Source organism: Dryocola clanedunensis, from assembly GCF_038405435.1.
GTDB lineage: Bacteria > Pseudomonadota > Gammaproteobacteria > Enterobacterales > Enterobacteriaceae > Dryocola > Dryocola clanedunensis_A.
Window position 1 is genome coordinate 1 of record NZ_JBBYHZ010000015.1, and the last position, 26,174, is coordinate 26,174.

General features: G+C 56.3%; 24 protein-coding genes. 5 read left to right on the plus strand and 19 right to left on the minus strand.

Annotated features, from left to right (window positions below; translation table 11 throughout):
- Positions 1–293 precede the first annotated feature (293 nt).
- From hemG to pepQ, 4 genes are read right to left on the minus strand one after another with little or no spacing between them, the layout of a single operon-like run.
- The gene (hemG, locus tag AAE045_RS21245) at positions 294–827 is read right to left on the minus strand and encodes a menaquinone-dependent protoporphyrinogen IX dehydrogenase (RefSeq protein WP_455549393.1); all 534 of its coding nucleotides are present in this window, start codon (positions 825–827) and stop codon (positions 294–296) included.
- A gap of 12 nt (positions 828–839) precedes the next feature.
- Entirely contained in the window at positions 840–2,291 is a 1,452-nt protein-coding gene (gene trkH, locus AAE045_RS21250) for a Trk system potassium transporter TrkH (RefSeq protein WP_455549394.1), read from the minus strand.
- Between the two features lie 42 nt (positions 2,292–2,333).
- A complete protein-coding gene (locus AAE045_RS21255) occupies positions 2,334–2,948 on the minus strand; it encodes an IMPACT family protein (RefSeq protein ID WP_455549395.1) in 615 nt (204 codons plus the stop codon).
- Positions 2,948–4,279: a Xaa-Pro dipeptidase gene (gene pepQ, locus AAE045_RS21260; protein ID WP_455549396.1), complete on the minus strand. Its 1,332-nt coding sequence runs from the start codon at positions 4,277–4,279 to the stop codon at positions 2,948–2,950. Before pepQ ends, AAE045_RS21255 begins: the two co-directional genes overlap by 1 nt.
- A gap of 190 nt (positions 4,280–4,469) precedes the next feature.
- Here pepQ and fadB point away from each other — a divergent pair, with 190 nt between their 5' ends.
- Both fadB and fadA read left to right on the plus strand, forming a co-directional pair.
- The gene (gene fadB, locus AAE045_RS21265) at positions 4,470–6,659 is read left to right on the plus strand and encodes a fatty acid oxidation complex subunit alpha FadB (RefSeq protein WP_455549397.1); all 2,190 of its coding nucleotides are present in this window, start codon (positions 4,470–4,472) and stop codon (positions 6,657–6,659) included.
- Positions 6,660–6,668: 9 nt separating this feature from the next.
- Positions 6,669–7,832 carry an acetyl-CoA C-acyltransferase FadA gene (fadA, locus tag AAE045_RS21270; RefSeq protein WP_455549398.1) on the plus strand — a complete coding sequence of 388 codons (1,164 nt, stop codon included), beginning with the start codon at positions 6,669–6,671 and terminating at the stop codon, positions 7,830–7,832.
- A gap of 102 nt (positions 7,833–7,934) precedes the next feature.
- Here fadA and fre read toward each other — a convergent pair whose 3' ends face one another.
- On the minus strand, positions 7,935–8,636 hold the full coding sequence (fre, locus tag AAE045_RS21275; protein WP_455549399.1) for an NAD(P)H-flavin reductase: 702 nt from the start codon (positions 8,634–8,636) through the stop codon (positions 7,935–7,937).
- A 47-nt stretch (positions 8,637–8,683) separates the two neighbouring features.
- Positions 8,684–10,177: a 4-hydroxy-3-polyprenylbenzoate decarboxylase gene (gene ubiD / locus AAE045_RS21280; RefSeq protein ID WP_455549400.1), complete on the minus strand. Its 1,494-nt coding sequence runs from the start codon at positions 10,175–10,177 to the stop codon at positions 8,684–8,686.
- A 178-nt stretch (positions 10,178–10,355) separates the two neighbouring features.
- Here ubiD and rfaH point away from each other — a divergent pair, with 178 nt between their 5' ends.
- Complete coding sequence (gene rfaH / locus AAE045_RS21285) at positions 10,356–10,844, plus strand: transcription/translation regulatory transformer protein RfaH (protein ID WP_455549401.1); 489 nt, start codon at positions 10,356–10,358, stop codon at positions 10,842–10,844.
- Positions 10,845–10,904: 60 nt separating this feature from the next.
- Here rfaH and hemB read toward each other — a convergent pair whose 3' ends face one another.
- The 10 genes from hemB to udp form a co-directional block, all read right to left on the minus strand.
- Complete coding sequence (hemB, locus tag AAE045_RS21290; RefSeq protein WP_202306967.1) at positions 10,905–11,927, minus strand: porphobilinogen synthase; 1,023 nt, start codon at positions 11,925–11,927, stop codon at positions 10,905–10,907.
- Positions 11,928–11,942: 15 nt separating this feature from the next.
- Entirely contained in the window at positions 11,943–12,722 is a 780-nt protein-coding gene (gene tatD, locus AAE045_RS21295) for a 3'-5' ssDNA/RNA exonuclease TatD (protein WP_455549402.1), read from the minus strand.
- Between the two features lie 47 nt (positions 12,723–12,769).
- Positions 12,770–13,567: a Sec-independent protein translocase subunit TatC gene (gene tatC / locus AAE045_RS21300; RefSeq protein ID WP_455549403.1), complete on the minus strand. Its 798-nt coding sequence runs from the start codon at positions 13,565–13,567 to the stop codon at positions 12,770–12,772.
- 2 nt (positions 13,568–13,569) lie between these two features.
- Positions 13,570–14,124, minus strand: coding sequence for a Sec-independent protein translocase protein TatB (gene tatB, locus AAE045_RS21305; protein WP_455549404.1), 555 nt, complete (start codon positions 14,122–14,124; stop codon positions 13,570–13,572).
- Between the two features lie 3 nt (positions 14,125–14,127).
- Positions 14,128–14,388 carry a Sec-independent protein translocase subunit TatA gene (tatA, locus tag AAE045_RS21310; protein WP_202306974.1) on the minus strand — a complete coding sequence of 87 codons (261 nt, stop codon included), beginning with the start codon at positions 14,386–14,388 and terminating at the stop codon, positions 14,128–14,130.
- A gap of 79 nt (positions 14,389–14,467) precedes the next feature.
- Positions 14,468–16,108, minus strand: a complete 1,641-nt coding sequence (ubiB, locus tag AAE045_RS21315; protein ID WP_455549405.1) for a ubiquinone biosynthesis regulatory protein kinase UbiB — start codon at positions 16,106–16,108, stop codon at positions 14,468–14,470.
- Positions 16,105–16,710, minus strand: coding sequence for a ubiquinone biosynthesis protein UbiJ (gene ubiJ, locus AAE045_RS21320; RefSeq protein WP_455549406.1), 606 nt, complete (start codon positions 16,708–16,710; stop codon positions 16,105–16,107). The genes ubiB and ubiJ overlap by 4 nt, the downstream gene beginning before the upstream one ends.
- A 13-nt stretch (positions 16,711–16,723) precedes the next feature.
- A complete protein-coding gene (gene ubiE, locus AAE045_RS21325; protein WP_202306986.1) occupies positions 16,724–17,479 on the minus strand; it encodes a bifunctional demethylmenaquinone methyltransferase/2-methoxy-6-polyprenyl-1,4-benzoquinol methylase UbiE in 756 nt (251 codons plus the stop codon).
- A gap of 97 nt (positions 17,480–17,576) precedes the next feature.
- The gene (rmuC, locus tag AAE045_RS21330) at positions 17,577–19,004 is read right to left on the minus strand and encodes a DNA recombination protein RmuC (protein ID WP_455549407.1); all 1,428 of its coding nucleotides are present in this window, start codon (positions 19,002–19,004) and stop codon (positions 17,577–17,579) included.
- Positions 19,005–19,211: 207 nt separating this feature from the next.
- Positions 19,212–19,973, minus strand: coding sequence for a uridine phosphorylase (gene udp, locus AAE045_RS21335; protein WP_202306998.1), 762 nt, complete (start codon positions 19,971–19,973; stop codon positions 19,212–19,214).
- A gap of 248 nt (positions 19,974–20,221) precedes the next feature.
- Here udp and AAE045_RS21340 point away from each other — a divergent pair, with 248 nt between their 5' ends.
- Positions 20,222–21,049 carry a dienelactone hydrolase family protein gene (locus AAE045_RS21340; protein ID WP_455549408.1) on the plus strand — a complete coding sequence of 276 codons (828 nt, stop codon included), beginning with the start codon at positions 20,222–20,224 and terminating at the stop codon, positions 21,047–21,049.
- An 81-nt stretch (positions 21,050–21,130) separates the two neighbouring features.
- Here AAE045_RS21340 and metE read toward each other — a convergent pair whose 3' ends face one another.
- Positions 21,131–23,392 carry a 5-methyltetrahydropteroyltriglutamate--homocysteine S-methyltransferase gene (metE, locus tag AAE045_RS21345; protein ID WP_455549409.1) on the minus strand — a complete coding sequence of 754 codons (2,262 nt, stop codon included), beginning with the start codon at positions 23,390–23,392 and terminating at the stop codon, positions 21,131–21,133.
- A gap of 124 nt (positions 23,393–23,516) precedes the next feature.
- Here metE and metR point away from each other — a divergent pair, with 124 nt between their 5' ends.
- Positions 23,517–24,470, plus strand: a complete 954-nt coding sequence (gene metR, locus AAE045_RS21350) for an HTH-type transcriptional regulator MetR (protein ID WP_455549410.1) — start codon at positions 23,517–23,519, stop codon at positions 24,468–24,470.
- Here metR and AAE045_RS21355 read toward each other — a convergent pair.
- Positions 24,358–25,257, minus strand: coding sequence for a carboxylate/amino acid/amine transporter (locus tag AAE045_RS21355; protein WP_455549411.1), 900 nt, complete (start codon positions 25,255–25,257; stop codon positions 24,358–24,360). The genes metR and AAE045_RS21355 overlap by 113 nt on opposite strands.
- Positions 25,258–25,365: 108 nt before the next feature.
- Entirely contained in the window at positions 25,366–26,172 is an 807-nt protein-coding gene (gene yigL / locus AAE045_RS21360; RefSeq protein ID WP_455549412.1) for a sugar/pyridoxal phosphate phosphatase YigL, read from the minus strand.
- Positions 26,173–26,174: the final 2 nt, after the last annotated feature.

The following is a 26,174-nucleotide window of genomic DNA, read 5'->3' on the forward strand; positions in this document are numbered from 1 at the left end:
TTTGCATCCGGAGATGCTGAGATATCAATCCTGCGAGTGCCCACACAGATTGTCTGATAAATTGTTAAAGAGCAGTGCCACAATCTTCGGTGGCGCGGGCTGTGCATATTACGCTTTCCCGCGACGTAGTCAAGCATTTATTTCCTGCTTCACTCCGCCTGACGGGCCGGTTTGTAAGCCGTTGTGCCGTGTCAGTGGAGGCGCAGTATAGGGATTTTTCGGAACGTGACAAGGGTTTATTTCAAAATTATTACTGACCGCATTTTTTTTCATCAACCCGCGCATTTTGAACGCTATTTGGCGGTTAAATGTGCTATTTCGTGGGCAAAACGCGCTACCTGCTGCCAGTCGGTATAAACCACTTCTTTTCTGGTATCCGTTTCGCCGCCGGTCATTTTCATAATTAAGCGAATCATGAAGCGATCTAACCAGCCATAACGCGGGTAGCGCAGGGCTCCGGCGAATACGGCGCAGTGATCTGGCTGCCAGGGTGAGCTAAGAAGAAACTTGCGCGTATAAGAGTTAGTTTGCGGTGAACGCTTCTCAGGCTTACGCGCTACAAGGTTGACGGAGAAGAAAGCGCTGGGGACTGCCTGCAATGCCTGCTGATGCTTTTTCACAAAAGCATCTACTGAAGAGTGGAAGTGGCCGTAACGAATGGAAGCACCAATAATCACTCGGTCGTAATTGCTCCAGGTAATCTCTTCACAGCGATGTAGGTTCACAACATCACTCTCCACGCCCAGCTCTTTAAGCTCGGAACTTATATAAGAAGCGATTTCACGGGTTTGACCATCACGGGTCGAAAACAGAATTAAAGTTTTCACTACAGGCTCCGGTTACTCTCGCCAGAAGGTTGGCGTGAACAGTACTAATAAAGTAAACACTTCCAGACGACCAAACAGCATGTTGCCGATCAGGATCCATTTGGCCACCGGGTTCATGCTGGCGAAGTTGTCCGCCACCACGCCCAGCCCAGGCCCAAGGTTATTGAGCGTTGCCGCAACCGAGGCAAACGCAGAGAAGTCATCAACGCCCGTAGCGATAATCGCCAGCATGCTGAGGATGAACACTAATGCATACGCAGAGAAGAATCCCCACACCGCTTCGAGGATACGTTCCGGCAGCGCCCTATTACCCAACTTGATGCTGTATACCGCGTTCGGGTGCACCAACCTCTTTAATTCACGATTCCCCTGTTTGAACAGCAGGAGGATACGAATCACCTTCAGGCCACCGCCGGTAGAACCCGCACAGCCGCCGATAAAAGCAGAGCAAAGCAGCAGCACCGGCAGGAACAGCGGCCAGCGGGCAATACTGTCTGTCGTGAAGCCAGCCGTGGTCGCCATTGAGACAACCTGGAAGAACGCCTGGTTCAGCGTTTGCAGTACGGACCCGTAGGTATTATGCAGGAACAGAACCAGGGTGCAGATGATGACCAGCGTGAGCTGCACGCCGATAAACATACGGAACTCAGGATCGCGCCAGTAGACCTTAAGATTACGCCCGCTCAGCAGCGAGAAGTGCAGACCATAGTTACAGCCCGAGATCAGCAGGAAGACGGCAATAATGGAGTTGATTGTTGGGTTATTAAAATAGCCCACGCTTGCATCATGCGTTGAAAAGCCGCCGATGGAGATAGTCGAGAAGCTATGCCCTATCGCATCGAACATCGGCATACCCGCAAACCACAGCGCTGCCGCGCAGGCGATGGTCAGCAGGACATAGATAAGCCACAGCGTTTTAGCCGTATCCGCAATGCGTGGGCGCATTTTATTATCTTTCAGCGGCCCGGGCATTTCAGCGCGATAAAGCTGCATACCCCCAACGCCGAGAATAGGCAGGATAGCGACGGCCAGCACGATGATCCCCATGCCGCCAAACCATTGCAGCATCTGCCGGTAAAAGAGAATGGCGTGAGGAAGCGTGTCCAGGCCCACCAGCGTGGTTGCACCCGTGGTCGTTAAACCCGAGAAGGATTCAAAGAAGGCGTCGGTGACCGTCAGGTTTGGCCTTTCGGAGAAGATAAACGGCAAGGCCCCCACGCTTCCCAGCACGGTCCAGAATAGCACGACGATCAGAAATCCTTCGCGTGGCTTAAGCTCGTTTTTCTCACGACGGTTTGGCCACCACAGCAGCGAGCCAATCACCAGCGCGACGAAGAAAGTCTGTGTAAAGGCGCGGCCAGCACCATCGCGGTAAATCAAGGCGACCAGCCCCGGGATTATCATGGTCCCGGAGAACAGGATGACCAGCAGACCAACGATTCGGGTTATGGCACGAAAATGCATTTCAGCCGCTTCCTTAAATATCAAATAATTGCGAGGTGGGGATTATTCTTCAATCGGCAATAAATGCAATGCGCCACGGCTAAAATCCGCGAGCCTGGCTGAAAACCCGGGCTGCTGGCTACGCGGCAACGCCACTTTTAACAATACCGATGCCTGAAAGTCACTGTCGACGATTAGCCCTTCATATTGCCTGAGTAAAGCTTCTATTCCCGCCAGCTGGGCGTAATCACATGGCAAAGTATATTCGGTCAACGGCACTTTGTGGACGGTTGCCAGCTGATTCAGCGCCTGCTGCACGCCGCCGCCATAGGCTTTGACCAGGCCACCCGTGCCAAGCTTAATGCCGCCAGAGTAGCGCACCACTACGGCGGTCAGCTCGCCAATACCGCTGCCCATTAGCTGCGCGAGCATCGGTTTACCGGCCGTCCCGGCAGGTTCTCCATCATCTGAAAACCCAAGCTTTTGCGAATCATCCGGCGCGCCAGCAACCCAGGCCCAGCAGTGATGCCGGGCGTCGGGATGCTGAGACCTTACGCTTTCCACAAAACCTTTCGCCGCCTCAACCCCATCAGTATGAGCTATCAGGGTGATAAAGCGGCTTTTCTTGATTTCCTCGCTGACGGAAACAGGTTCAGCGGGGATCGGCCAGCTGTCCATTACGCCAGTTTCTGGTCGCGGGTCATGTTTTCGACGCTGTTTTCGTGGATAACCACGTTGTCTTCGATACGAATGCCGCCGAACGGCTTCATCGCTTCGATTTTCTGCCAGTTGAAATGCTTGCTGTACTGCCCTTCACGCCACGGCGCAAGCAGGGATTCGATAAAGTAGATCCCCGGCTCGATGGTTAACACCATGCGCGGTTCAAGCATGCGGGTGCAGCGCAGGTACGGATACTGGGACGGAGCCGCAAGATGCGTGCCGGTGTCATCCTGCATAAAGCCTGCAACATCATGCACCTGTAACCCGAGCGGATGACCAATGCCGTGCGGCATAAATGGTCCAGTGATCCCGGTTTCGACCATCGCTTCTTCGCTGATGTCGTTAACCAACTGATGGCGGCGCAGCAGCTTAGCAAGGCGCTGATGGAACTGGACGTGATAGTCGGTATAGCGCACGCCTGCTTTCAGCGTATCGATCAACGCCAGCTCTTCGGCGTTCATATCTTTAATGAGCTGGGCGTAGTCGCTGTCACCGTTGGCTGCCCAGGCACGGGTGAGGTCAGCGGCATAACCGTTGTATTCCGCACCAGCGTCCAGCAGGAAGCTGCGCATTTCAGCCGGTGCGCGATGATCAAGCTTAGTGTAATGCAGTACCGAAGCGTGTTCGTTCAGCGCCACAATGTTGCCGTAAGGCACATCGGTATCCCGATGTCCGGTTGCGGTCAGATAAGCCTGGTTAATGTCGAACTCGCTCATGCCTGACAGGAACGCTTCATGGGCAGCCTGATGACCCACTACGGCAGTCTTCTGGGCTTCACGCATACACGCCAGCTCGTAGTCAGTCTTATAAGCGCGATGGTAGTGCAGGTAGTCGATAACCCCTTTCGGGTTGATGTTCGCCGCCTGAATATCAAGCTGCAAAGCGCGCTCCGGCACCGGGCCAATATAGCCGATATTGCCGCGGGCGGCGGGAAGCTGGCTACCAATGCCGTCCGCCTTCGGCAGCGCGACCACGTCAATATCTTCGGTCCAGAAGGACTCAGGCAGCGGCTCTACGTTATGCCAGTAGTCCACCGGCAGGTAGAACCATAATTTAGGTTTGTTAACGCCATCCACCAGCAGCCAGCAGTTTGGCACCTGTGTCACCGGTACCCAGGCCTTGAACTGCGGGTTCACTTTGAACGGATATGCATGGTCGTCAAGGAAGACGTTGAACAGCTCTCCGGAGTGAATTAACAGCGCATCAAGGTTAAAACGTGCCAGAACGTTGCGGGTGCGCTCCTGCAAGGTTGCCACATGATCTTTATAAAGCGAGGCCAGTGAATCCATGATTTACCCTTCTGTTTTTATGATGTGTTCGCCACGCATCTTAGCACACCAGAACTCAGCCGACTTATTTCCGGGGCCTGTGATCACTGCTGCAAATATTTAAAGACTTATTTGCATTTCATTAACATCAATTCCACACTCCCTTTCATCTGGTACGACCAGATCCCATTGCAGGATTCAGGAGACTGACATGCTCTACCAAGGTGAAACCCTACATCTCGACTGGCTGGAAGATGGCATCGCAGAACTGGTGTTTGATGCGCCCGGCTCGGTTAACAAACTCGACACCGCGACCGTCGCCAGCCTCGGCCACGCGCTCGACGTGCTGGAAAAGCAGAGCGGGCTTAAAGGCCTGCTGCTAAGTTCCAGCAAAGCCGCGTTTATCGTTGGCGCAGACATTACCGAATTCCTGTCGCTGTTCCAGGTTCCTGCCGAACAGCTGACCCACTGGCTGCAGTTTGCCAACGGCGTTTTCAACCGCCTGGAAGATCTGCCGGTCCCGACAATCGCCGCCGTTAACGGCTACGCGCTGGGCGGTGGATGTGAGTGTGTGCTTGCAACCGATTATCGCCTGGCAACGCCGGACGCGCGCATTGGCCTGCCGGAAACCAAGCTGGGCATTATGCCGGGCTTTGGCGGCTCCGTTCGCCTGCCGCGTTTACTCGGCGCAGACAGCGCGCTGGAAATTATCACCGCTGGCAAAGACGTCAGCGCAAATGAAGCACTGAAAATAGGTCTGGTCGACGGCGTAGTAAAAGCGGAGAAACTGCGCGACGGCGCGATTGCCGTCCTGCGCCAGGCGATTAACGGCGATCTGGACTGGAAAGCAAAACGCGCGCCCAAGCTTCAGCCGCTGAAGCTCAGCAAAATCGAAGCGACCATGAGCTTCACCATCGCCAAAAGCATGGTGATGCAGATTGCGGGCAGGCACTACCCTGCCCCGATGACCGCCGTGAAAACTATCGAAGCTGCCGCAAAGCTGGGCCGCGACGAAGCACTACAGCTGGAGACGCAAAGCTTTGTGCCTCTGGCCCGCTCTGATGAAGCCCGTGCGCTGGTTGGGATTTTCCTTAATGACCAGTACGTCAAAGGTCAGGCTAAGAAACTGACCAAAAATACCGAAACCCCGAAACAGGCTGCCGTACTCGGCGCCGGGATCATGGGTGGCGGCATTGCTTACCAGTCCGCCTGGAAGGGCGTGCCGGTATTAATGAAGGATATTAACGACAGGTCGCTGACGCTGGGCATTAACGAAGCCAGCAAGCTGCTTAATAAACAGCTGGAACGCGGCAAAATCGACGGCATGAAGCTGGCGGGCGTGATTGCCACCATTCATCCGACGCTTGATTACGCAGGTTTCGAGCGGGTTGATGTGGTGGTGGAAGCCGTTGTCGAAAACCCGAAGGTGAAGAAAGCCGTGCTGGCGGAAGTGGAAGATAAAGTTCGCCCGGATACAGTGCTGGCTTCCAATACGTCCACCATTCCAATCAGCGAGCTGGCCAGCAGCCTGAAGCGGCCGGAAAACTTCTGCGGCATGCACTTCTTTAATCCGGTGCACCGTATGCCGCTGGTCGAAGTGATTCGCGGCGAGAAAACGTCTGAGCAAACCGTAGCGACCGTCGTGGCATGGGCCAGCAAGATGGGCAAAACGCCAATCGTGGTTAACGACTGCCCTGGCTTCTTTGTTAACCGCGTGCTGTTCCCGTACTTTGCAGGTTTCAGCCAGCTGATGCGCGACGGCGCGGACTTCCGCCAGATCGACAAAGTGATGGAAAAACAGTTTGGCTGGCCGATGGGCCCGGCTTATCTGCTGGACGTTGTGGGCATCGATACCGCGCACCACGCGCAGGACGTGATGGCCGCTGGCTTCCCACAGCGGATGCAGAAAGATTATCGCGATGCGATTGATGCCATGTTCGACGCGGGCCGCTACGGCCAGAAAACGCAACAGGGTTTCTATCGTTATAAAGAAGACAGCAAGGGCAAGCCGCGCAAAGAGCAGGATGAATCCACGGACGCGCTGCTGGCGGACGTCAGCAAGCCGCGCCACGGCTTCAGCGATGAAGAGATTATCGCCCGTATGATGATCCCGATGGTCAACGAAGTCGTGCGCTGTCTGGAAGAAGGCATTATTGCCAGCCCCGCAGAAGCGGACATGGCGCTGGTTTACGGCCTGGGCTTCCCTCCGTTCCACGGCGGCGCGTTCCGCTGGCTGGACACGATTGGCAGCGCGAAGTATCTCGATATGGCGCAGCAGTATGAGCATCTTGGCCCGCTCTACCAGGTGCCGGACGGTCTGCGTGCAAAAGCGTCCCGTAACGAGCCTTATTATCCACCGGTTGAGCCAGCACGCCCGGCCACCGACCTGCAAAGCGCCTGAGGAGTGATCATGGAAAAGGTTGTAATTGTTGATGCCATCCGCACCCCGATGGGCCGCTCTAAGGGCGGGGCGTTCCGTAACGTCCGTGCGGAAGATCTTTCTGCCCACCTGATGCGCAGCATTCTGTCCCGTAACCCGGCTCTGGAAGCCGCCGCGCTGGATGATATTTACTGGGGCTGCGTGCAGCAGACCCTGGAGCAGGGTTTTAACATCGGGCGTAACGCCGCCCTGCTGGCAGAGATTCCGCATTCGGTTCCGGCAGTCACCGTGAACCGCCTGTGCGGCTCTTCCATGCAGGCGCTGCACGATGCAGCCCGTATGATTCAGACCGGTGATGCCCATGCCTGCCTGATTGGCGGCGTGGAACACATGGGCCACGTGCCGATGAGCCACGGCGTTGACTTCCATCCAGGCCTTAGCCGCAACGTTGCGAAAGCGGCGGGTATGATGGGCCTGACCGCCGAGATGCTCGCCCGCATGCACGGCATCAGCCGCGAAATGCAGGATCAGTTTGCCGCCCGCTCCCACCAGCGCGCCTGGGCCGCAACGGAGGCTGGCCATTTCAAAAATGAAATTGTTGCCACCAGCGGCCACGACGCTGACGGCGTGCTAAAGCGCTTTGATTACGACGAAGTTATTCGCCCGGAAACTACGGTGGAAGGTTTGTCACAGTTGAAGCCCGCGTTCGACCCGGTCAACGGGACCGTTACGGCGGGAACATCTTCTGCTCTGTCTGACGGTGCCGCAGCCATGCTGCTGATGAGCGAATCACGCGCCAGAGATTTGGGCCTGACTATTCGCGCCCGCATCCGCTCAATGGCGGTCGTCGGCTGCGATCCGTCAATCATGGGCTACGGCCCGGTACCAGCGTCGAAAATGGCGCTGAAGAAGGCAGGCCTGACAGCTTCAGATATCGACCTGTTCGAAATGAATGAAGCCTTTGCGGCGCAGATCCTGCCGTGCATTAAGGATCTGGGGCTGATGGAGCAGATCGACCAGAAGATCAACCTGAACGGCGGTGCCATTTCGCTGGGCCACCCGCTCGGCTGCTCCGGCGCGCGTATCAGCACCACGCTGCTTAACCTGATGGAGCGTCGCGATGCGCAGTTCGGACTTGCCACGATGTGTATTGGATTAGGTCAGGGGATCGCTACGGTTATAGAAAGGGTTTAAAGGGTAGCGGCGGATGGCGCTTACGCTTATCCGCCTTAAAAAATGCTTCGCAGAGTTTAGTTGCCGTTCTTCCCGCCTGTCAGGGGCGGGTTTTTTATGGCGTCAGATAAACGCGAAGGCATCGCCAAACATACGCTCGGGATTGGCACCACGCTCATTGCAGAACAGCTCGCGGGCAATTTTCGCCATCTCAAAGCGCCCTGCGATATAGATATCGTGCCCGCTCAGCGTACCGTAATCCTGCATCACTGCCGTCAACACGGTGCCATTACGCCCGCGCCAGTCACCTTCAGGTTGCTCAACCACCGCTTCAACACGCAGATTTTCATGCTGAACCGAAAGCGCCTCCAGCTCGGCCAGATCGTAAAGATGCTTCTCTTCACGACCGCCCCAGTAGATTGCGATTTCACGTTGAGGATTGCGCTCCAGCGCCGTCAGCAGAATCGAACGAACGTAGGAGAAACCGGTGCCGCCGGCAATCAGAATCAGAGGACGTTCTTCATCGTCACGCAGCCAGGCGTCGCCGTGGGGAATATCCACCACGATCTCTTTGTCTTTCAGGATGCGGTCCATGACGGCCATCGCATACAGATTCAGCTCCGAGGCACCGATGTGCAGCTCGATAAACTCATGTTCGCCCGGCGTGGAGGCCATAGAAAACGGGCGCTTGTCCCGCTCGTCCATCACCACCATCAGATACTGACCTGCCTGAAAGGAGAAATCCGCTTCCGGCAGCAATCGAACGCGATATACCGTGTCCGTTATCGCTTCTACCGAGGTCACTTTACAGCTTAAGGTTGTCATGCGTCCCCTCTGTCGGGTCAATAATGCTAAACGGTAAAAAGTCGCCCTCAGGCGTTTTTGTCGTTATCGAAAATAGCCAGTTCATCCCAGATTGCATCTATCCGCGCGCAGACTTCCGCATCTTTTTTGATAGGACGCCCCCACTCACGCTGGGTCTCTCCTGGCCATTTATTGGTGGCATCCAGTCCCATTTTTGAACCAAGGCCGGAAACCGGCGAGGCAAAATCCAGGTAATCAATCGGCGTGTTCTCAACCAGTACGGTATCACGCGCCGGATCCATACGCGTAGTGATGGCCCAGATAACATCGTTCCAGTCACGTGCGTTCACATCGTCATCGCATACAATGACAAACTTGGTGTACATAAACTGCCGCAGGAATGACCAGACGCCCATCATCACGCGCTTCGCGTGGCCGGCGTACTGCTTTTTAATGGTCACAACCGCAAGGCGATAGGAGCACCCTTCCGGCGGCAGGTAGAAATCGACAATTTCCGGGAACTGCTTTTGCAGAATCGGCACGAAGACTTCGTTTAGCGCCACGCCCAGCACCGCCGGTTCATCCGGTGGGCGGCCAGTGTAGGTGGAGTGATAAATCGCATCCTCACGCTGGGTAATGTGCGTGACGGTAAACACCGGGAAGCTGTCTATTTCATTGTAGTAGCCCGTGTGGTCGCCATACGGCCCTTCCGGCGCCATTTCGCCCTGTTCGATGTAGCCCTCCAGCACGATTTCAGCGCTGGCCGGGACTTCGAGATCGTTGGAAAGACACTTCACCACTTCGGTTTTTGTGCCGCGCAAAAGCCCGGCAAAAGCATATTCAGAGAGCGTATCCGGCACCGGCGTCACTGCGCCAAGAATGGTAGCCGGGTCTGCACCCAGCGCCACGGAAACCGGGAAGCGCTCACCGGGATGCGCCGCGCACCACTCCTGGAAATCCAGCGCGCCGCCGCGATGGGACAGCCAGCGCATAATCAGCTTGTTCTTGCCGATAAGCTGCTGGCGGTAAATCCCCAGGTTTTGCCGCTCTTTGTGCGGGCCGCGCGTTACCGTTAACCCCCACGTAATAAGTGGAGCGGCATCTTCGGGCCAGCACTGCATGATCGGGATGCGGGAGAGATCGACCTCGTCGCCCTCCCAGATGCGTTCCTGACAGGGCGCGCCGCGCAGCCGTTTGGTTGGCATGTTCAGCACTTGTTTGAACTGGGGGAGTTTATCGAACAGGTCGCGGAAGCCTTTTGGTGGCTCCGGCTCTTTCAGAAAGGCCAGCAGTTTACCCACTTCGCGCAGGGCGGTGACATCTTCCTGCCCCATGCCCATTGCCACTCGCTTCGGCGTGCCGAACAGGTTGCACAGCACCGGCATGCTGTACCCTTTAGGGTTTTCGAACAGCAGCGCCGGACCGTTGGCGCGTAGCGTACGATCGGCGATTTCGGTCATTTCCAGATGCGGATCGACGGGCATCGAGATACGTTTCAGCTCACCGCGCTGTTCAAGCAGCGTCATAAAGTCGCGCAGGTCGTGGTATTTCATGCAATTCATCCTGGCCCTGAGAATGCCCGCCATTATACGGACTTCATCCGGAGCATGCTGTATTTTTGTTAAAAACGAGTAACAGCCTGGACAATAACCGCATGGCGATTGGTTATACTTGTGCTGGCTATCTCTCGGTACGGGCTTTTGCTATTCTTGCGCCCTCAATGAGGTGAGATGAGAAATTATGGAATCCTGGTATCTTCTGTACTGTAAACGAGGACAGCTGCTGCGGGCGCAAGAGCATCTTGAGCGCCAGGCGGTGAATTGCCTTACTCCGATGATCACGCTGGAAAAACTGGTGCGTGGCAAAAGAACTGCAGTCAGCGAGCCTTTGTTCCCGAACTATATGTTCGTCAAATTCGATCCTGAAAGCATCCATACCACCACGGTGAACTCCACCCGTGGCGTCAGCCATTTCGTTCGGTTTGGCGCACAGCCTGCCAGCGTGCCGGAAGACGTTATTGACCAGCTCATTAACTACCATCCTGAAAATGTTACCGACCCGGATACCCCCTATCCCGGCGACAGCGTGGTCATTACCGAAGGGGCATTCGAAGGGCTGGAAGCGATATTCAGCGAGCCGGACGGGGAAGCGCGATCTATGCTGCTGCTCAATCTGCTGAACAAGCAGGTCAGGCAGAGCGTGAAGAATACGGATTTCAGGAAGGTTTAAACGAAAGGCCAGCCGTAGGGCGGATTAGCCTAAGCGTCATCCGCCCCTACAAAATAAAACCTAGCGCTGCATCTGCTCGTCGTGCAGCCACTGTGCGACACGCTTAGAGAAGTACGTCAGCACGCCGTCGGCACCCGCACGTTTGAAGCACAGCAGCGACTCCATAATCGCAGGTTTCTCTGCCAGCCAGCCGTTCTGGATCGCGGCCATGTGCATCGCGTATTCACCAGACACCTGATAGGCGAAGGTCGGCACGCCAAAGGTTTGCTTCACGCGGCTGACCACATCCAGATACGGCATACCCGGTTTGACCATTACCATGTCCGCGCCTTCCTGGAGATCCTGCGCCACTTCCTGCAGGGCTTCGTCAGTGTTGGCCGGGTCCATCTGATAGGTTTTTTTATTGCCGCCCTTCAGGTTACCGGAAGAGCCAATTGCATCGCGGAACGGGCCGTAATAGCAGGAGGCGTATTTGGCCGCATAGGACATGATCTGCGTGTTCACCAGACCGTCGGCTTCCAGCTGGTCGCGAATAGCGCCAATACGGCCGTCCATCATGTCGCTTGGCGCGATGATTTCCGCACCGGCTTCCGCATGGGATAACGCCTGACGCACCAGAATCTCGCGGGTGATGTCGTTAATGACGTAGCCGTCCGCATCGATAACGCCGTCCTGACCGTGGGTGGTATAGGGGTCAAGCGCCACATCCGTCAGCAGGCCCAGCTCCGGCACCGCATCCTTCAGCGCGCGTACTGCACGCTGCACCAGACCATCCGGGTTATAGGCTTCTTCGGCATGTAACGATTTACCCGCACTTTCGATAACCGGGAACAGAGACAGCACCGGGACACCCAATTTCGCGACGGCTTCGGCCTCTTTAAGCAGCAGGTCGATAGTCATGCGGTAAACGCCCGGCATCGACGCCACTTCTTCCTGACGATTCTGCCCTTCCATCACGAAGACCGGATAGATGAGATCGTTTACCGTAAGCTGGTTTTCAGCAACCAGGCGACGGCTGAAGTCGTGGCGGCGTACGCGGCGCATACGGCGGCCGGGAAACGTACCGGGAAATGCATAGCTCATTTACTTTCTCCTGATTTAAGCCAGCCGGAATAAGCGGCGGGCATTGTCATCTGTTACTTGCGCAAGCCAGGCGGGATCTTTTCCTCGCCACAGGGCAACCTGATTAAGGATATGGGGCAAGTAGCAGGGTTCGTTGCGGCGGGAAGCAGGTTTTGGTTTTAGATCCCGGGGCAACGAATAGGGGGCGTCTGTCTCCAGCAGAAGCTGCTGGGCTGGTATGACGGGCAACAGCTCACGCAGTTCAAGCCCACGGCGCTCGTCGCAGACCCAGCCGGTGATGCCGATAAACAGGCCGCGGGCCAGGCATTCACGCGCTTCGTCCTGCGTGCCGGTAAAACAGTGCAGCACCACGCCCGGAAGCTTATCCAGCCATGGGTCCAGAAGGGTTATAAAACGTTCGTGCGCTTCACGGCAGTGCAGAAACACCGGCATTACCAGGTCGGCGGCAAGCGCCAGCTGGGCGGTAAAGGCCCGCTCCTGTTCGGCAGGTGTTGAGAAGTTACGGTTGAAATCCAGGCCGCACTCCCCTATTGCAACCACTTCCGGCGCACCGGCGAGCTGATAGATTGCCTCTGCCGTTGCATCCTGCCACTGGCTGGCATCATGGGGATGGACGCCCGCGGTGGACCAGCAGCCTTCATACTGCTGCGCCATCGCTAATGCCTGCTGGCTTTCATGCAGGCTGGTCCCGGTCAGCAGCATGCCGCTGACGCCCGCCTGATACGCACGCTGCACGACTTCCGCGTGGTCTTTGGCAAATTGTGAGCTGGTAAGGTTTACACCGATATCAAACATATAGCGTTCCAAACGACGACCGCCCTGACGGGCGGTCTGTTTTGCAATCAGGACTCTTTTTCTGAGTGCTTGTCTTCTGCTTCTGCTTCGGCTTCCGCATCTTCATCCTCGACCCCATCCCGGCGACCTTTGCCGACATAGTAACGAGAGAAGAATACGCCTACTTCGAACAGGCAGTACATCGGTATCGCCAGCAGCGTCTGGGAGAAGATATCCGGCGGCGTCAGCAGCATGCCGACAATAAAGGCACCCACGAAGATATAAGGGCGCTTTTTCTTCAGTGCTTCCGGGGTTGTTACGCCCATCCAGCACAGCAGTACGATGGCAACCGGCACTTCAAACGCCGCACCGAAGGCCATAAACAGCGTCATGACGAAATCGAGGTATTTACTGATGTCCGTCGAGACGACTACGCCGACCGGGGCCGTTTTGGTCAAAAAACCAAACGCCAGCGGGAACACCACGAAGTAAGCAAAAGCGATACCGATATAGAACAGCAGCGAGCTGGAGAACAGCAGCGGCATCACCAGCTTGCGCTCGTGCTTGTACAGCGCAGGGGCAATAAACGCCCAGAGCTGATAGAGAATGACCGGCGCGGAGAGAATCAACGACACGTAGATCGTCAGCTTAATCGGCGTAAAGAACGGTGACGCAACGTCTGTTGCGATCATCGTGGAGCCGACGGGCATCTGGCTTATCAGCGGAGCGGAGACAATCTGATAAATGTCATTAGCGAAATAAACCAGCGCCAGAAAAATCACCAGCACAGCGATAATGCTGTTTAACAGTCGCTTGCGCAGCTCAATCAGGTGGGTGATGAGCGGTTGGGTATCTTCAACGGCCATGTTTACTTTTTATCACTCGAAGGTTGAGGTGAAACTGGGGCGGCAACAGGCTCCGGTACAGGTTTTACCTGGGGCTGGACGGGTTCTTCTGACGGTACAACAGAGGGCGCGGTGGCTGGAGTTGCTTCAACTTCAGGCGCCTGGTCTGGTGCGCTGGCCTGATGAGCGGCCGCAGCGGGCGTAACACCTTCGTGGCTGTCCTGCGCATCTTTCACCAGCGGATTATGGATGGTGTGCGCCTCATCGCTGCTTTGTTCAGGGTCCTGGGTATAAGAACGCTTCATGGATTCTGCTGCCTGACGCAGTTCATCCATCGAGGCCTTTAGCTCCGGCGTCAGGTGATCCAGGCTCGCTTTTTCAACCTTTTTCAGGCTGTCCTGCAGCTCCTGGATTTTCAGCTCCTGAGCAAGCTCGTTCTGCACCGTTGAGGCCAGAGAGCGCAGCGCCCTGATCCAGCCGACAACCGTTTTTACCGCCACCGGCAGACGTTGCGGCCCCAGAACTACGAGGCCGATCACGAAGACTAATAACAGCTCACTAAAACCAATATCGAACACGGTTTACACCTGCTCTTTATCGTTGCTCTTTGCTTCGTCTTTTTTCACGTCGCCAGCAGGTTTTTCCGCCAGGTTCTTCGCAGTGAAGTCCGCGTCCTGAACAGAGGTGTCTTTCTCTTTAGGTTCGTCATCGTTCATGGCTTTCTTGAAGCCTTTGATAGAAGCGCCCAGGTCGGAACCAATGGAACCCAGCTTCTTGGTACCGAACAGCAGAACGACGATGACGGCAATGATCACTAATTGCCAGATACTGATACCACCCATAATATTGCCTCAAATCACTAAGATGTTTGTGTAACGGCCGATATTATACGGCACGTTGCCTGTTAATGACGATTAAAATTCAGGCAGAGCGACGCCAGCCTATCAGCCAGGCCACGATGCCACCAGCCATCAACCAGGCGGGCATGAGCTCCCACTCCGGTTTATTTATCAGCAACAAAGTCCCACTCAGAATCAACGTGGCTCCGATGCCGAACAGATAGCGCGACTGTCCCTGCCGCACATGATGTTGATGCAGCTCGCGTTGGATTTTATCAATGCTGTGCTGTAAATGCTTGCCCTGGCGCAAACTGTCGTACACCAGTTCCGGGAGTTCCGGCATTTTTTCAATCCAGAAAGGCGCTTTTTCTTTAAAAGCACGCACCAGAGCGGGGATACCAACCTGATCCTTGATCCAGCTTTCAAGGAATGGCTTGGCGGTTTTCCACAAATCCAGCTGCGGGTAAAGCTGCCTTCCGACGCCTTCAACGTACAAAAGCGTTTTTTGCAGTAACACCAGCTGCGGCTGAACTTCCATATTAAAACGGCGCGCCGTATTGAAGAGGTTAAGCAGTACGTGACCGAAGGAGATCTCCGCCAGCGGTTTTTCAAAAATCGGTTCGCAAACTGTACGGATGGCAAACTCGAACTCTTCTACATTGGTGTCTGGCGGAACCCAGCCGGAATCTACGTGCAGTTCGGCAACCTTACGATAGTCGCGGTTGAAGAAGGCGATGAAGTTCTCTGCCAGATAGCGTTTATCTTCTTTGTTCAGCGACCCGACAATACCGCAGTCGATGCCGATATACTGCGGATCTTCCGGGTGCTCAAAGCTGACAAAAATATTGCCCGGATGCATGTCGGCATGGAAGAAGCTGTCGCGGAAAACCTGCGTGAAGAACACCTGCACGCCGCGTTCGGCCAGCAATTTCATGTTGGTGCCCTGGCTTTCGAGCGTGGGAATATCCGAAACCGGGATCCCGTAGATGCGCTCCATGACCATCATGTCCTCACTGCAATAGTCAGGAAACACTTCTGGAATGTACAGCATCGGGCTGCCTTCGAAATTGCGGCGCAGCTGGATAGCATTTGCGGATTCACGCAGCAGGTTCAGCTCATCGATCAGCGTTTTTTCGTATTCCCGTACCACTTCCAGCGGACGCAGGCGGCGGCCGTCCGGCAGCAGACGCGGCACCCAGCGCGCTAAGCGATAGATAAGCTTCATGTCGGCTTTGATGACAGGAAGAATGTCCGGGCGAATAACTTTAATCACCACTTCTCGACCGTTCTCTTTCAGTCGCGCAGTATGGACCTGAGCGATAGAAGCAGAAGCCAGCGGCTTAATTTCAAATTCATCAAACCAGGTTTCAACGGGGATACCGCCCATTGCCTGCTCAATCTGCTTTTTAGCCAGCTCGCCATCAAAGGGAGCGACTCTGTCCTGCAGCATAGCCAGCTGATCGGCAATCATCGGCGGGAAAAGATCCCGGCGCGTGGAGAGCATCTGCCCAAATTTAATCCACACCGGCCCCAGCTCCTGCAATGCCAGGCGCAGGCGTTCGCCCAGCTCTTTCTCTTTATGGCGGTTAGGCATCCAGAACAGCATCCGCCGCCAGATGCGCAGCGGCAGCGTGATACGAAGTTTAGGGATTAGCTCATCCAGACCATAGCTGAGGAAGGTACGAACGATGAAATAGAGACGACGAATTTCTCCTGGCGTCATTTGCCCTCCAGCCTGTCCAGCCGCGCGCTTAATGCGTCGACCGCGCGTTCAACGGCAGCCGTTTCCTCGGCAAACCATGCCACTTCCAGCGGGCCGGGGGCCATGCGCCACTCTTCGGTAATTGCCTCAGCCAGATACTGCTGATTGCGGGAGAAGCCTTTTTTCAGCAGCCTGCTGCCGCCGCGGAAAAATTTGCTGATGCCCTCTGCCGCCACGTCGCCGATATAAGGTGCGAACAGCTCTGCGGGATCGAACTCAGCCAGGTCCATTAACGCCACCCAGTTCTGAACGACCTGGAGATCGCCCTGCACTTCAAGGTCACCGCTGCGGATTAGCGCCGTCAGCTGCTGCCTGTCGCGCAGCTTCGGCAGTACCGCCATGCGCGTGATAACAACGCAGTCAGCTTCGCCTTCCCACTCGCCCAGCACGTCAATCTGCTGTTCACTGAATGAGAGAACCAGCGGCGCGGAAAACTCCCTGAGCTCAACGCGCAGCACTTTCCCCAGCAAACGCTGACGGGCGGCCTTCAGGCCACGGTCGCGCCATAAAAAGGTGTTGAGGACGGTTTCCAGCCCGGCGGTGACAAGCGGTGTAAATGGCATCAGCAACCCTCGATCAGAATTTGTAGCCACGATGCAGGGCAACGATCCCGGCGGTCAGGTTGTAATAGGTGGTGTTTTCAAAACCTGCGTCTTCCATCATCGCCTTCAGAGTGTCCTGGTCGGGATGCATGCGGATAGACTCGGCCAGATAGCGGTAGCTCTCTGCGTCCTGCGCAACGACTTCGCCAATGCGCGGCAGAATGTGGAAGGAATACGCGTCGTAGGCTTTGCTCAGCGGTTCAATGATTGGCTTGGAGAATTCCAGCACCAGCAGGCGACCGCCCGGCTTGAGTACGCGATACATAGAGCGCAGCGCTTTTTCTTTATCGGTAACGTTACGCAGGCCGAAAGAGATGGTGATGCAGTCGAAGAAATTGTCCGGGAACGGCAGCGCTTCCGCATTTGCCTGCACGTAGTTCACGTTGCCGACAATGCCGATATTGCGCAGCTTTTCACGGCCCATTTTCAGCATCGAGTCGTTGATATCTGCCAGAACCACTTCACCCGTTTCACCCACCAGACGAGAAAACTTCGCGGTCAAATCGCCCGTTCCGCCAGCAAGATCCAGCACCCGCTGCCCGCGACGCACGCCGCTGCAGTCAATGGTGAAGCGCTTCCAGATACGATGCACGCCGAACGACATCAGGTCATTCATCACGTCGTATTTGGCGGCCACAGAGTGGAATACATGCGCCACCATATCGGCCTTCTGCTCTTTCGCTACGGTGCGGAAGCCAAAGTGTGTTGTTTCCTGGGATTCGTCGACCATCTCAATGCCTGCTTATCAAAAAAAGGTTCGTGAAGTGTAACAGAATGGCCGCTAAAGCCCTATGCTTCAAGCCTGCTGACGCAACCTTTGCTTAGCTTTACCCGACGCTTTGCCGGTCCTCTAAGCCACTGTCCTGGCGTATCTCTTCGCTGTGTTCATGACCGACTCGCGCCGTATTGTCCTCATCTTCCTGCCGCGCCTGGTCGACTAAATCCGGATTAATCTCGCGCTTAACCTCTACGCCCAGCCCGCGGAACGCATCGGCCTGAACCAGAATATTTCCGCGCCCGGAGGCGAGCTTTTTCATCGCCTGGCGGTAGTTGTCCTGCGCCTTGTCCAGGCTCTGGCCGATGGCGGACATGTCATCAACGAACAGCCGCATTTTGTCATACAGTCGACCCGCGCGTTCTGCAATTTGCTGCGCATTGCGGCTCTGGTGCTCATAACGCCACAAATTGGTAATGGTGCGCAGCGCCACCAGCAGCGTTGTCGGGCTGACCAGCATGATGTTGTTCTTCAGCGCTTCGCTTATCAGCTCCGGCTGGCGATCGATGGCGAGCAGGAAGGCAGGTTCGACCGGGATAAACATCAGCACGTAATCGAGGGAGCGCAGGCCGGGTAGCTGCTGGTAGTCTTTGCGGCTGAGCAGCCGGATATGGTTGCGGACGGCGGCAATATGCTCGTTCAGAGCCCCTTCCCGCGTAAATTCATCGTCGCCGTTAAAGTAGCGTTCGTAGGCCACCAGCGTCATTTTCGCATCGATGACTACATCTTTTCCCTGCGGCAGACGAACGATAACATCCGGCTGCATGCGGCTGTTGTTTTCCAGCTGGATATTTACCTGAGTCTGGTATTCATGGCCTTCCCGCAGGCCAGAGGCTTCCAGCACGCGAGTCAGCACCACTTCACCCCAGTTGCCCTGGGTTTTATTGTCGCCTTTCAGCGCCTTAGTGAGATTGAGGGCTTCCTGTGCCATTTGCGCATTGAGCTGTTGGAGGCTGCGAATTTCGTGGGTGAGCGTATGACGTTCGCGAGCTTCCTGCCCGAAGCTGTCCTGCACCTGACGACGGAAGCCATCCAGCTGTTCACGCAGCGGCGTAAGCAGGCCGTTCAGGCTCTGGCGGTTTTGTTCTTCAACTTTGCGACCGCTTTGCTCAAAAATACGGTTGGCGAGGTTTTCAAACTGTTCGCTCAGGCGCTGTTCGCTGTTGATCATCTGGCGATGTTTGTCTTCGGCGTTCAGCCGGGTTTGCTCGAGAAGCGTGGTGAGCTCGCGCAGGTCTGCCTCCTGCGTGCTGTTGATTTCAAGCTGGGTGCGCAGTTCGCGGTTAAGCTGTTCGCACTCTTCTTTCCAGTGCTGGTTCTGGACGAGCTCCTGCCGGGTCGCCTTAAGCTCGCCATAAACTTCCCGCTGCTCTTCATGCAGGAGCGTCTGCTTTTGCGCCGCCCGCAGGCTCGCGATCAGCCATCCTGTTAATACTCCTACCAGGGCAATACCCACCCCGAAGAGAACTGAAATATCCACTGCGCCTCCCGCAATCCACGCCAAACACCAGCAAGCTAAAATTGTGCTGTATAAATGTCCAGATGAAAAGGAGTTTACTGCGAGGCGTTACGCAAAGCGTAAATTTAAAGAACGTCTGGCTATAAAAAAGGCGGATGAAACGTTTTCACCCGCCTGTCTGGCTAGCGTGGATTCCGCTACCGATTTTCCACCGGACGTTTAGCCCGACTAGATCAGGCGGCGAGCCGCTTCAACGACGATTTTCACCGCGTGGCTTTCCGTCTTCTTCATGGTTTCGGCATTAGGAATTTCTTGCTGGGTGCGGTTAACGATAACACCGGCTACCATCCCGGCGCGCAGGCCCTGGCTTGCACACATGGTCAGCAGCGTGGCCGATTCCATTTCGTAGTTCATCACGCCCATCTGCTGCCACTCTTCCATGGAGCCTTTGAAGCGGCTGACGACGCGACCGGAGAAGGTGTCGTAACGCTCCTGACCCGGGTAGAAGGTGTCGGAGGATGCTGTCACGCCAACGTGAGTCGTCGCACCAATGGATTTGGCTGCTTCAACCAGCGCCGTCGTACAGGCGAAGTCAGCAACCGCCGGGAACTCCATAGGCGCAAAGTGCAGGCTGGCACCGTCAAGACGCACGGACGCGGTAGTCACCAGCACGTCTCCAACGTTGATATGCGGCTGGATAGCACCGGTGGTGCCGATACGCAGGAAGGTGCGAATGCCCAGCTGTGCCAGCTCTTCTACGGCAATAGAAGTAGATGGCCCGCCAATACCGGTGGAGCAGACGATCACGGCCTTGCCGTCGATTTCAGCACGCCAGGTAGTAAATTCGCGATGGGCGGCCAGTTTGACCGGCTTGTCCATCAGCGCGGCGATTTTTTCAACTCGCTCCGGGTCACCCGGGACGATAGCAAGCGTTGCCCCCTGCAGGTCGCTCTTCGTGAGGCCGAGGTGAAAAACATCAGACTTGGACATAACAGACTCCTCTGTTGAGTAGGGTTGGCTTGTGCCACAAAGCGGTACTTTACAGAACCTGCTCGCATAATTTCGTGACGCGTTTCACCATGAATGAAACAAATTACATCATTTACAAATCGTTTGGTGATGAAGATCACGCATGAGAGGCGAATTGTGCGCTTATCGGTCCGCAAGAGCGTTTTTTTTAAACCAGAGATGTTAGCTATAGTTACCTCACTGCGCTAATGCTGGTACGGAGAATGCCAATGAAAGAAGAGCACACAACACAGAACACGCCGGGCGGTAAATTCGCACCTGCGGCAGAACCCCTCGCGACAACCGTTGTAACCACCCCGGAGGATGCCATTCTGGCCGGCGAAACGTCGGTCCCGTCTCAGGGCGAGAACATGCCTGCTTACCATGCACGGCCTAAAAACGCCGAGGGTCCTTTACCCGTGGTGATTGTGGTCCAGGAAATTTTCGGCGTGCATGAACATATTCGCGACGTCTGCCGCCGCCTTGCGCTGGAAGGCTATCTGGCCGTGGCGCCGGAACTCTATTTCCGCCAGGGCGATCCAAACGATTATGCAGATATTCCAACCCTGTTCAGCGGTCTGGTATCGAAGGTGCCGGATGCGCAGGTGCTTGCGGATCTCGATCACGTCGCCAGCTGGGCTGCCCGCAATGGGGGTGATGCCCATCGCCTTATGGCGACAGGATTTTGCTGGGGTGGACGTATTGCCTGGCTGTACGCCGCGCACAACCCGCAGCTTAAAGCAGCGGTGGCCTGGTATGGCAAACTGACCGGTGAGAAAACGCTGAATTCACCGAATCATCCGGTGGATGTTGCCATCAACCTTAACGCTCCGGTGCTGGGCCTGTATGGCGGCCAGGATACGGGGATCCCGCAGGATACGGTGGAAACGATGCGTCAGGCGCTACGTGCCGCTAATGCAAATTCGGAGATTATCGTTTATCCCGATGCGGGCCACGCGTTCAACGCGGACTATCGCCCGAGCTACCATGAAGAGTCGGCGAAAGACGGCTGGGAAAGGATGCTGGCGTGGTTTGCTCGTTTTGACGGCAAGAAATAAGAGAATCTGAGTAAGACGTTCCCCTCACCCAGCCCTCTCCCCAAAGGGACGAGGGAGAAGGCATGGCGTGAGGGTCAGGCCTTAAGCGCTACGCAGGTTCTGAGCAGCCTTCACCATATTTGCCAGCGCCTGGCGGGTTTCAGGCCAGCCGCGGGTTTTCAGGCCGCAGTCCGGGTTCACCCACAGGCGCTCTGCCGGGACGGACTCCGCGGCTTTCTTCAGCAGGGCCTCAATCCATTCTACGCTCGGCACGTTCGGGGAGTGGATGTCGTAGACGCCCGGCCCGATTTCGTTCGGGTATTCGAACTCTTTGAACGACTCCAGCAGATCCATGTCGGAACGGGACGTTTCAATGGTGATCACGTCCGCATCCAGCGCCGCGATGGAATCCATGATGTCGTTGAACTCGCAGTAACACATGTGAGTGTGGATCTGCGTGTCATCGCGCACGACGGCGGCGTTCAGGCGGAAGGCTTCCACGCCCCACTCTAAATAGGCCTGCCAGTCGGACTGGCGCAGCGGTAAGCCTTCGCGCAGCGCTGGCTCATCAATCTGGATAATACCGATGCCCGCGTCTTCCAGGTCCGCCACTTCATCACGCAGCGCCAGCGCAATTTGCTTCGCGATGGTTTCGCGGCTCACGTCCTCGCGTGGGAATGACCAGCAGAGGATGGTCACCGGCCCGGTCAGCATGCCTTTTACCGGCTTATCGGTCAGAGACTGCGCGTACTTCGCCCACTCAACGGTGATGGCCTTCGGACGGCTGATGTCACCAATGACCACCGGAGGCTTCACGCAGCGGGAACCGTAGCTCTGTACCCAGCCGTTCTGGGTAAACACGAAGCCGTCGAGGTTTTCACCAAAGTATTCCACCATGTCGTTACGCTCGGCTTCGCCGTGTACCAGCACGTCCAGCCCCAGGCGCTCCTGCTCAACAATCGCCTGCTTAATGTGTTCAGCGATACCGGTACGGTAGTTGCCCGCGTCCAGATTGCCTTTTTTGAAATCCAGACGCAGGCCGCGAATTTCAGTGGTTTGCGGGAACGATCCGATAGTTGTTGTTGGCCATGCCGGCAGGTTAAAGCGCTGGCGCTGCGCCTTAGCGCGGGATATGTAGTCGCTCTGGCGCTGGCTGTCCTGAGCGGTAATGGCCGCCAGGCGTTTTTCTACCGCCGCGTTATGCACCCGGCTGGAGTTACGGCGAGCCTGAATCGGCGCGCTCCACTCGGCGATTTTGTCCGTATTGCCGCTGTTCAGGGCTTCGGTCAGCAGTGACAGCTCGGCGCATTTTTGCAGGGCAAAGGCAAACCAGCTTTTCACCTCTTCATCCAGACGGGTTTCCACGCTCAGATCGATTGGGCTGTGCAGCAGGGAGCAGGAAGAAGCCACCCACAGGTCGCGCTTGCCCACCAGCGCTTTCAGCTGCGCGTATTTCTCAGTCAGATCGGCACGCCAGACGTTACGACCGTTGATGACGCCCGCGGACAGCAGCCAGTCGGCAGGCAGCTGCTGATGGATCTCGTTGATATCGTCTTTGCCGTGAGCGAAATCAACGTGCAGACCCTGTACCGGCAGCGCGGTAATGGTGTTCAGGTTCGGCGTCACGCCTTCGAAATAGGTGGTCAGCAGGAGTTTTGTTTTGCCAGCCAGCGCGTCGTAAGCTGGTTTGAAAGCGTCCAGCCATGCCTGCGGCAGCTCCAGCACCAGCGCGGGCTCATCGATTTGCACCCACTCAATACCGCGTTTTGCCAGCTCGGCCAGCACCTGCTGGTATACCGGCAAAATATCTTTCAGCAGGCTCAGGCGGTCAAACTGTTCGCCTTTCACTTTGCCCAGCCACAGGTAAGTGACCGGCCCAAGCAGCACGGGCTTCACGTTGTGGCCCAGGGCCAGCGCTTCATCCACTTCATCAAGCAGCTGCGTCCACGTCAGTCTGAACTGCTGCCCTTTGGTGAATTCCGGCACCATGTAGTGATAGTTGGTGTTAAACCATTTGGTCATTTCAGCGGCGGCGGCTGGCTCGCCGGTTGGGGCACGGCCACGGCCAATGCGGAATAAGGTGTCCAGGTCAACGCTGCCGTCCGCATTCTGATGACGAGCCGGCACGTTACCGAGCAGCAGGCTGGTGGTCAGAACGTGGTCGTACCATGCGAAGTCGCCCACCGGCAGCAGCTCAACGCCCGCCTGTTTTTGCTGATCCCAGTGACGGGCGCGCAGCTCGCGGCCCACCGCCAGTAACTCTTGCTGGGTGGAGCTGCCAGCCCAGTAGCTCTCTTGTGCTTTTTTCAGTTCGCGACGCAGGCCGACACGAGGAAAACCGAGGGTGTGATTATGGATTGTCATTTTTCTTTCCTCATTATATCTCGAATTTGACGCATTTAGACGTCCAGATGTTTACACATCTATAATCCGCAGGTACTGTATCTTCCTCAAGCGCAAAATCTTCATCGCGAAGTGAAGGACTTTCATGATCGAAATTAAACATCTGCGGACGCTCCAGGCGTTACGAAACTGCGGCTCGCTGGCCGCCGCGAGCGCCTCGCTGCATCAGACCCAGTCAGCCCTCTCCCATCAGTTCAGCGATCTGGAGCAGCGGCTCGGGTTCCGCCTGTTTGTTCGGAAAAGTCAGCCGCTGCGCTTTACGCCGCAGGGTGAAATTCTGCTTCAGCTTGCCGAACAGGTGCTGCCGCAGATCGGCCGCGCGCTTCAGGCCTGCAATGAACCGCATCAGACCACGCTGCGCATTGCTATTGAATGCCACAGCTGCATCCAGTGGCTGACTCCGGCGCTGGAGAATTTCCACAAACAGTGGCCGCAGGTGGATCTGGATTTCAAATCAGGCGTGACGTTCGACCCGCAGCCCGCGCTGCAGCAAAGCGAGCTGGATATCGTTCTGACGTCCGACATCCTGCCACGCAGCGGCCTGCACTATTCGCCCATGTTTGATTATGAAGTGCGCCTGGTGCTGGCGACGGATCATCCGCTGGCGGGCAAGGCGCGCATCGAGCCGGAAGATTTGAGCAGCGAAACGCTGATGATTTACCCGGTGCAGCGCCAGCGGCTGGATATCTGGCGTCACTTCCTGCAGCCGGCAGGCGTTAGCCCGTCGCTGAAAAGCGTGGATAACACGCTGCTGCTGATTCAGATGGTGTCGGCCCGCATGGGGATTGCCGCGCTGCCGCACTGGGTGGTGGAGAGTTTTGAGCGCCAGGGGCTGGTGGTGACCAGGACCCTGGGCGAAGGATTGTGGAGCCGACTGTACGCTGCGGTTCGCGATGGAGAGCAGCGCCAGCCGGTAACTGAAGCGTTTATTCGCTCGACGCGCTCGCACGCCTGTGAGCATCTTCCGTTTGTACGGAACGCGGAGCGACCCAATGGCGATGCACCCATAGCGAAGCCATTATCACCGTTCCCCCAATAATAAAGCTCGGCCAGTGGGGCTGCTCCTGCCAGATGGCGAGGTTAACCAGCAGCCCCGCGGGCACATGCACGTTGTTCATGATGCCGAGCGTCCCCGCATCGACCTGCGTCGCACCGTAGTTCCACATGAAATAGCCCAGTCCGGAAGCGACCACGCCCAGCCAGACCAGAATGCCCCATTGCAGGTTAGTGGTTGGCAGCTTCTGCGGATTGCCCATCACAAACCAGGCGCTTACCGCCACCACGGCCGCCCCGAGATAGAACCAGGAAAAAGCGCATCTTTGCGGCATAGGCCGCGTTTCCATCAGCCGTTTGTAGCCCACCATCCCGATAGCAAAGCAGATGTTTGCCGCCTGCACCAGCAGTAAGCCAGTCCAGAAGTGATCGCTCACTTTGTCGTAGCGGATGATGGCCGCGCCGACAACGGCCAGCCCGGCGCTTAGCGCATAGCCCCAGCGCAGCGGCCTGCGGCTGAGCAAATCATAAATAAACGTGATGTAGAGCGGCGTCAGCACCGTGAACAGCAGGAATTCCGACACGGTGAGATAGAGATAGGCCTGGAAGCTGAACAGGTACATTACGCCGAGCTGCAGCGCGCCCACCAGCATATACAGCAGCAGCGTTTTCACGCTGTAGCCTTTAAATCGCAGGAATGGCAGGAACACGACTGCCGCCAGGCCCACGCGCATCAGCACGGAGAAATAGCTGTCGACATGCCCGGCAAGGTATTCGCCAATCAGGCTAAAAGAGAAGGCCCACAGGATAGTGGTGATGATCAGTAGCGGCACGGTGGCGTCTTCGCAGCAGGAAATTTACCGCATTGTAGCGAAGCTTGTTGCCGGGATGGGAATTATTTGATTGACGAGTGGTGGTTAATTCACCACTCGTTTGTAGGCTTACTCCGCGCCGAGGAACATCCTGCGCAGATAGTGCGGCACGGCGTTATCGGCGTTGGTGCCGATCACTTCCAGCTCCGGCAGCAGGTCCTTCAGGCGCTGATGGGCGTTGCCCATGATGCAGCCTTTCCCCGCCATAGAGAGCATTTCGGCGTCGTTCATGCCGTCGCCAAAGGAGATGCACTCTTTTAAGCTGTAGCCCATCGCTTTGGCGACCGCTTCCAGCGCGTGGCCTTTTGATACGCCGCCCGCCATCACTTCCAGGCAGGTTAACGTGGAGAAGCTGACGTTAACGCGGTCGCCCCAGCGGGCGTTGATTGCCTGCTCGAGCGGCAGCAGCTTTTCGTGGTCGTCGCAGGTGAAGAACACTTTGCTCACGCCGTCCGTTTCCAGCAGGCCCGGCTCGAAGAGCGAGTAGTTAAACACCGCTTCTTTAAAGTATTTCATCTCTTCCGGGCGGTGGCGGTTCATAAACCACTCGTCGCCGCGATAGACGTTGGTCACGATATCCTTGTTGGCGTGCATCACGCCGTACAGATCGGCTGCAATATCACGATCCAGATCGTGAGTGAACACCAGGTTACCGTCGGTGTCGTGCACGCGGGCACCGTTGGAGGTGATCATGTAGGCTTTGATTTCGAGGTTGTCGCGGATCTGCGCAACGTCGATGTGGTGACGCCCTGTCGCAAACACGAAATGCACGCCGTGCGCGGTAAGCAGCTTCAGCGTTTCTTTCGCGTAAGGGGAAAGCAGGTGATCGGGGGACAGCAACGTGCCATCTAAGTCAGACGCAACGACCTGGTACATAA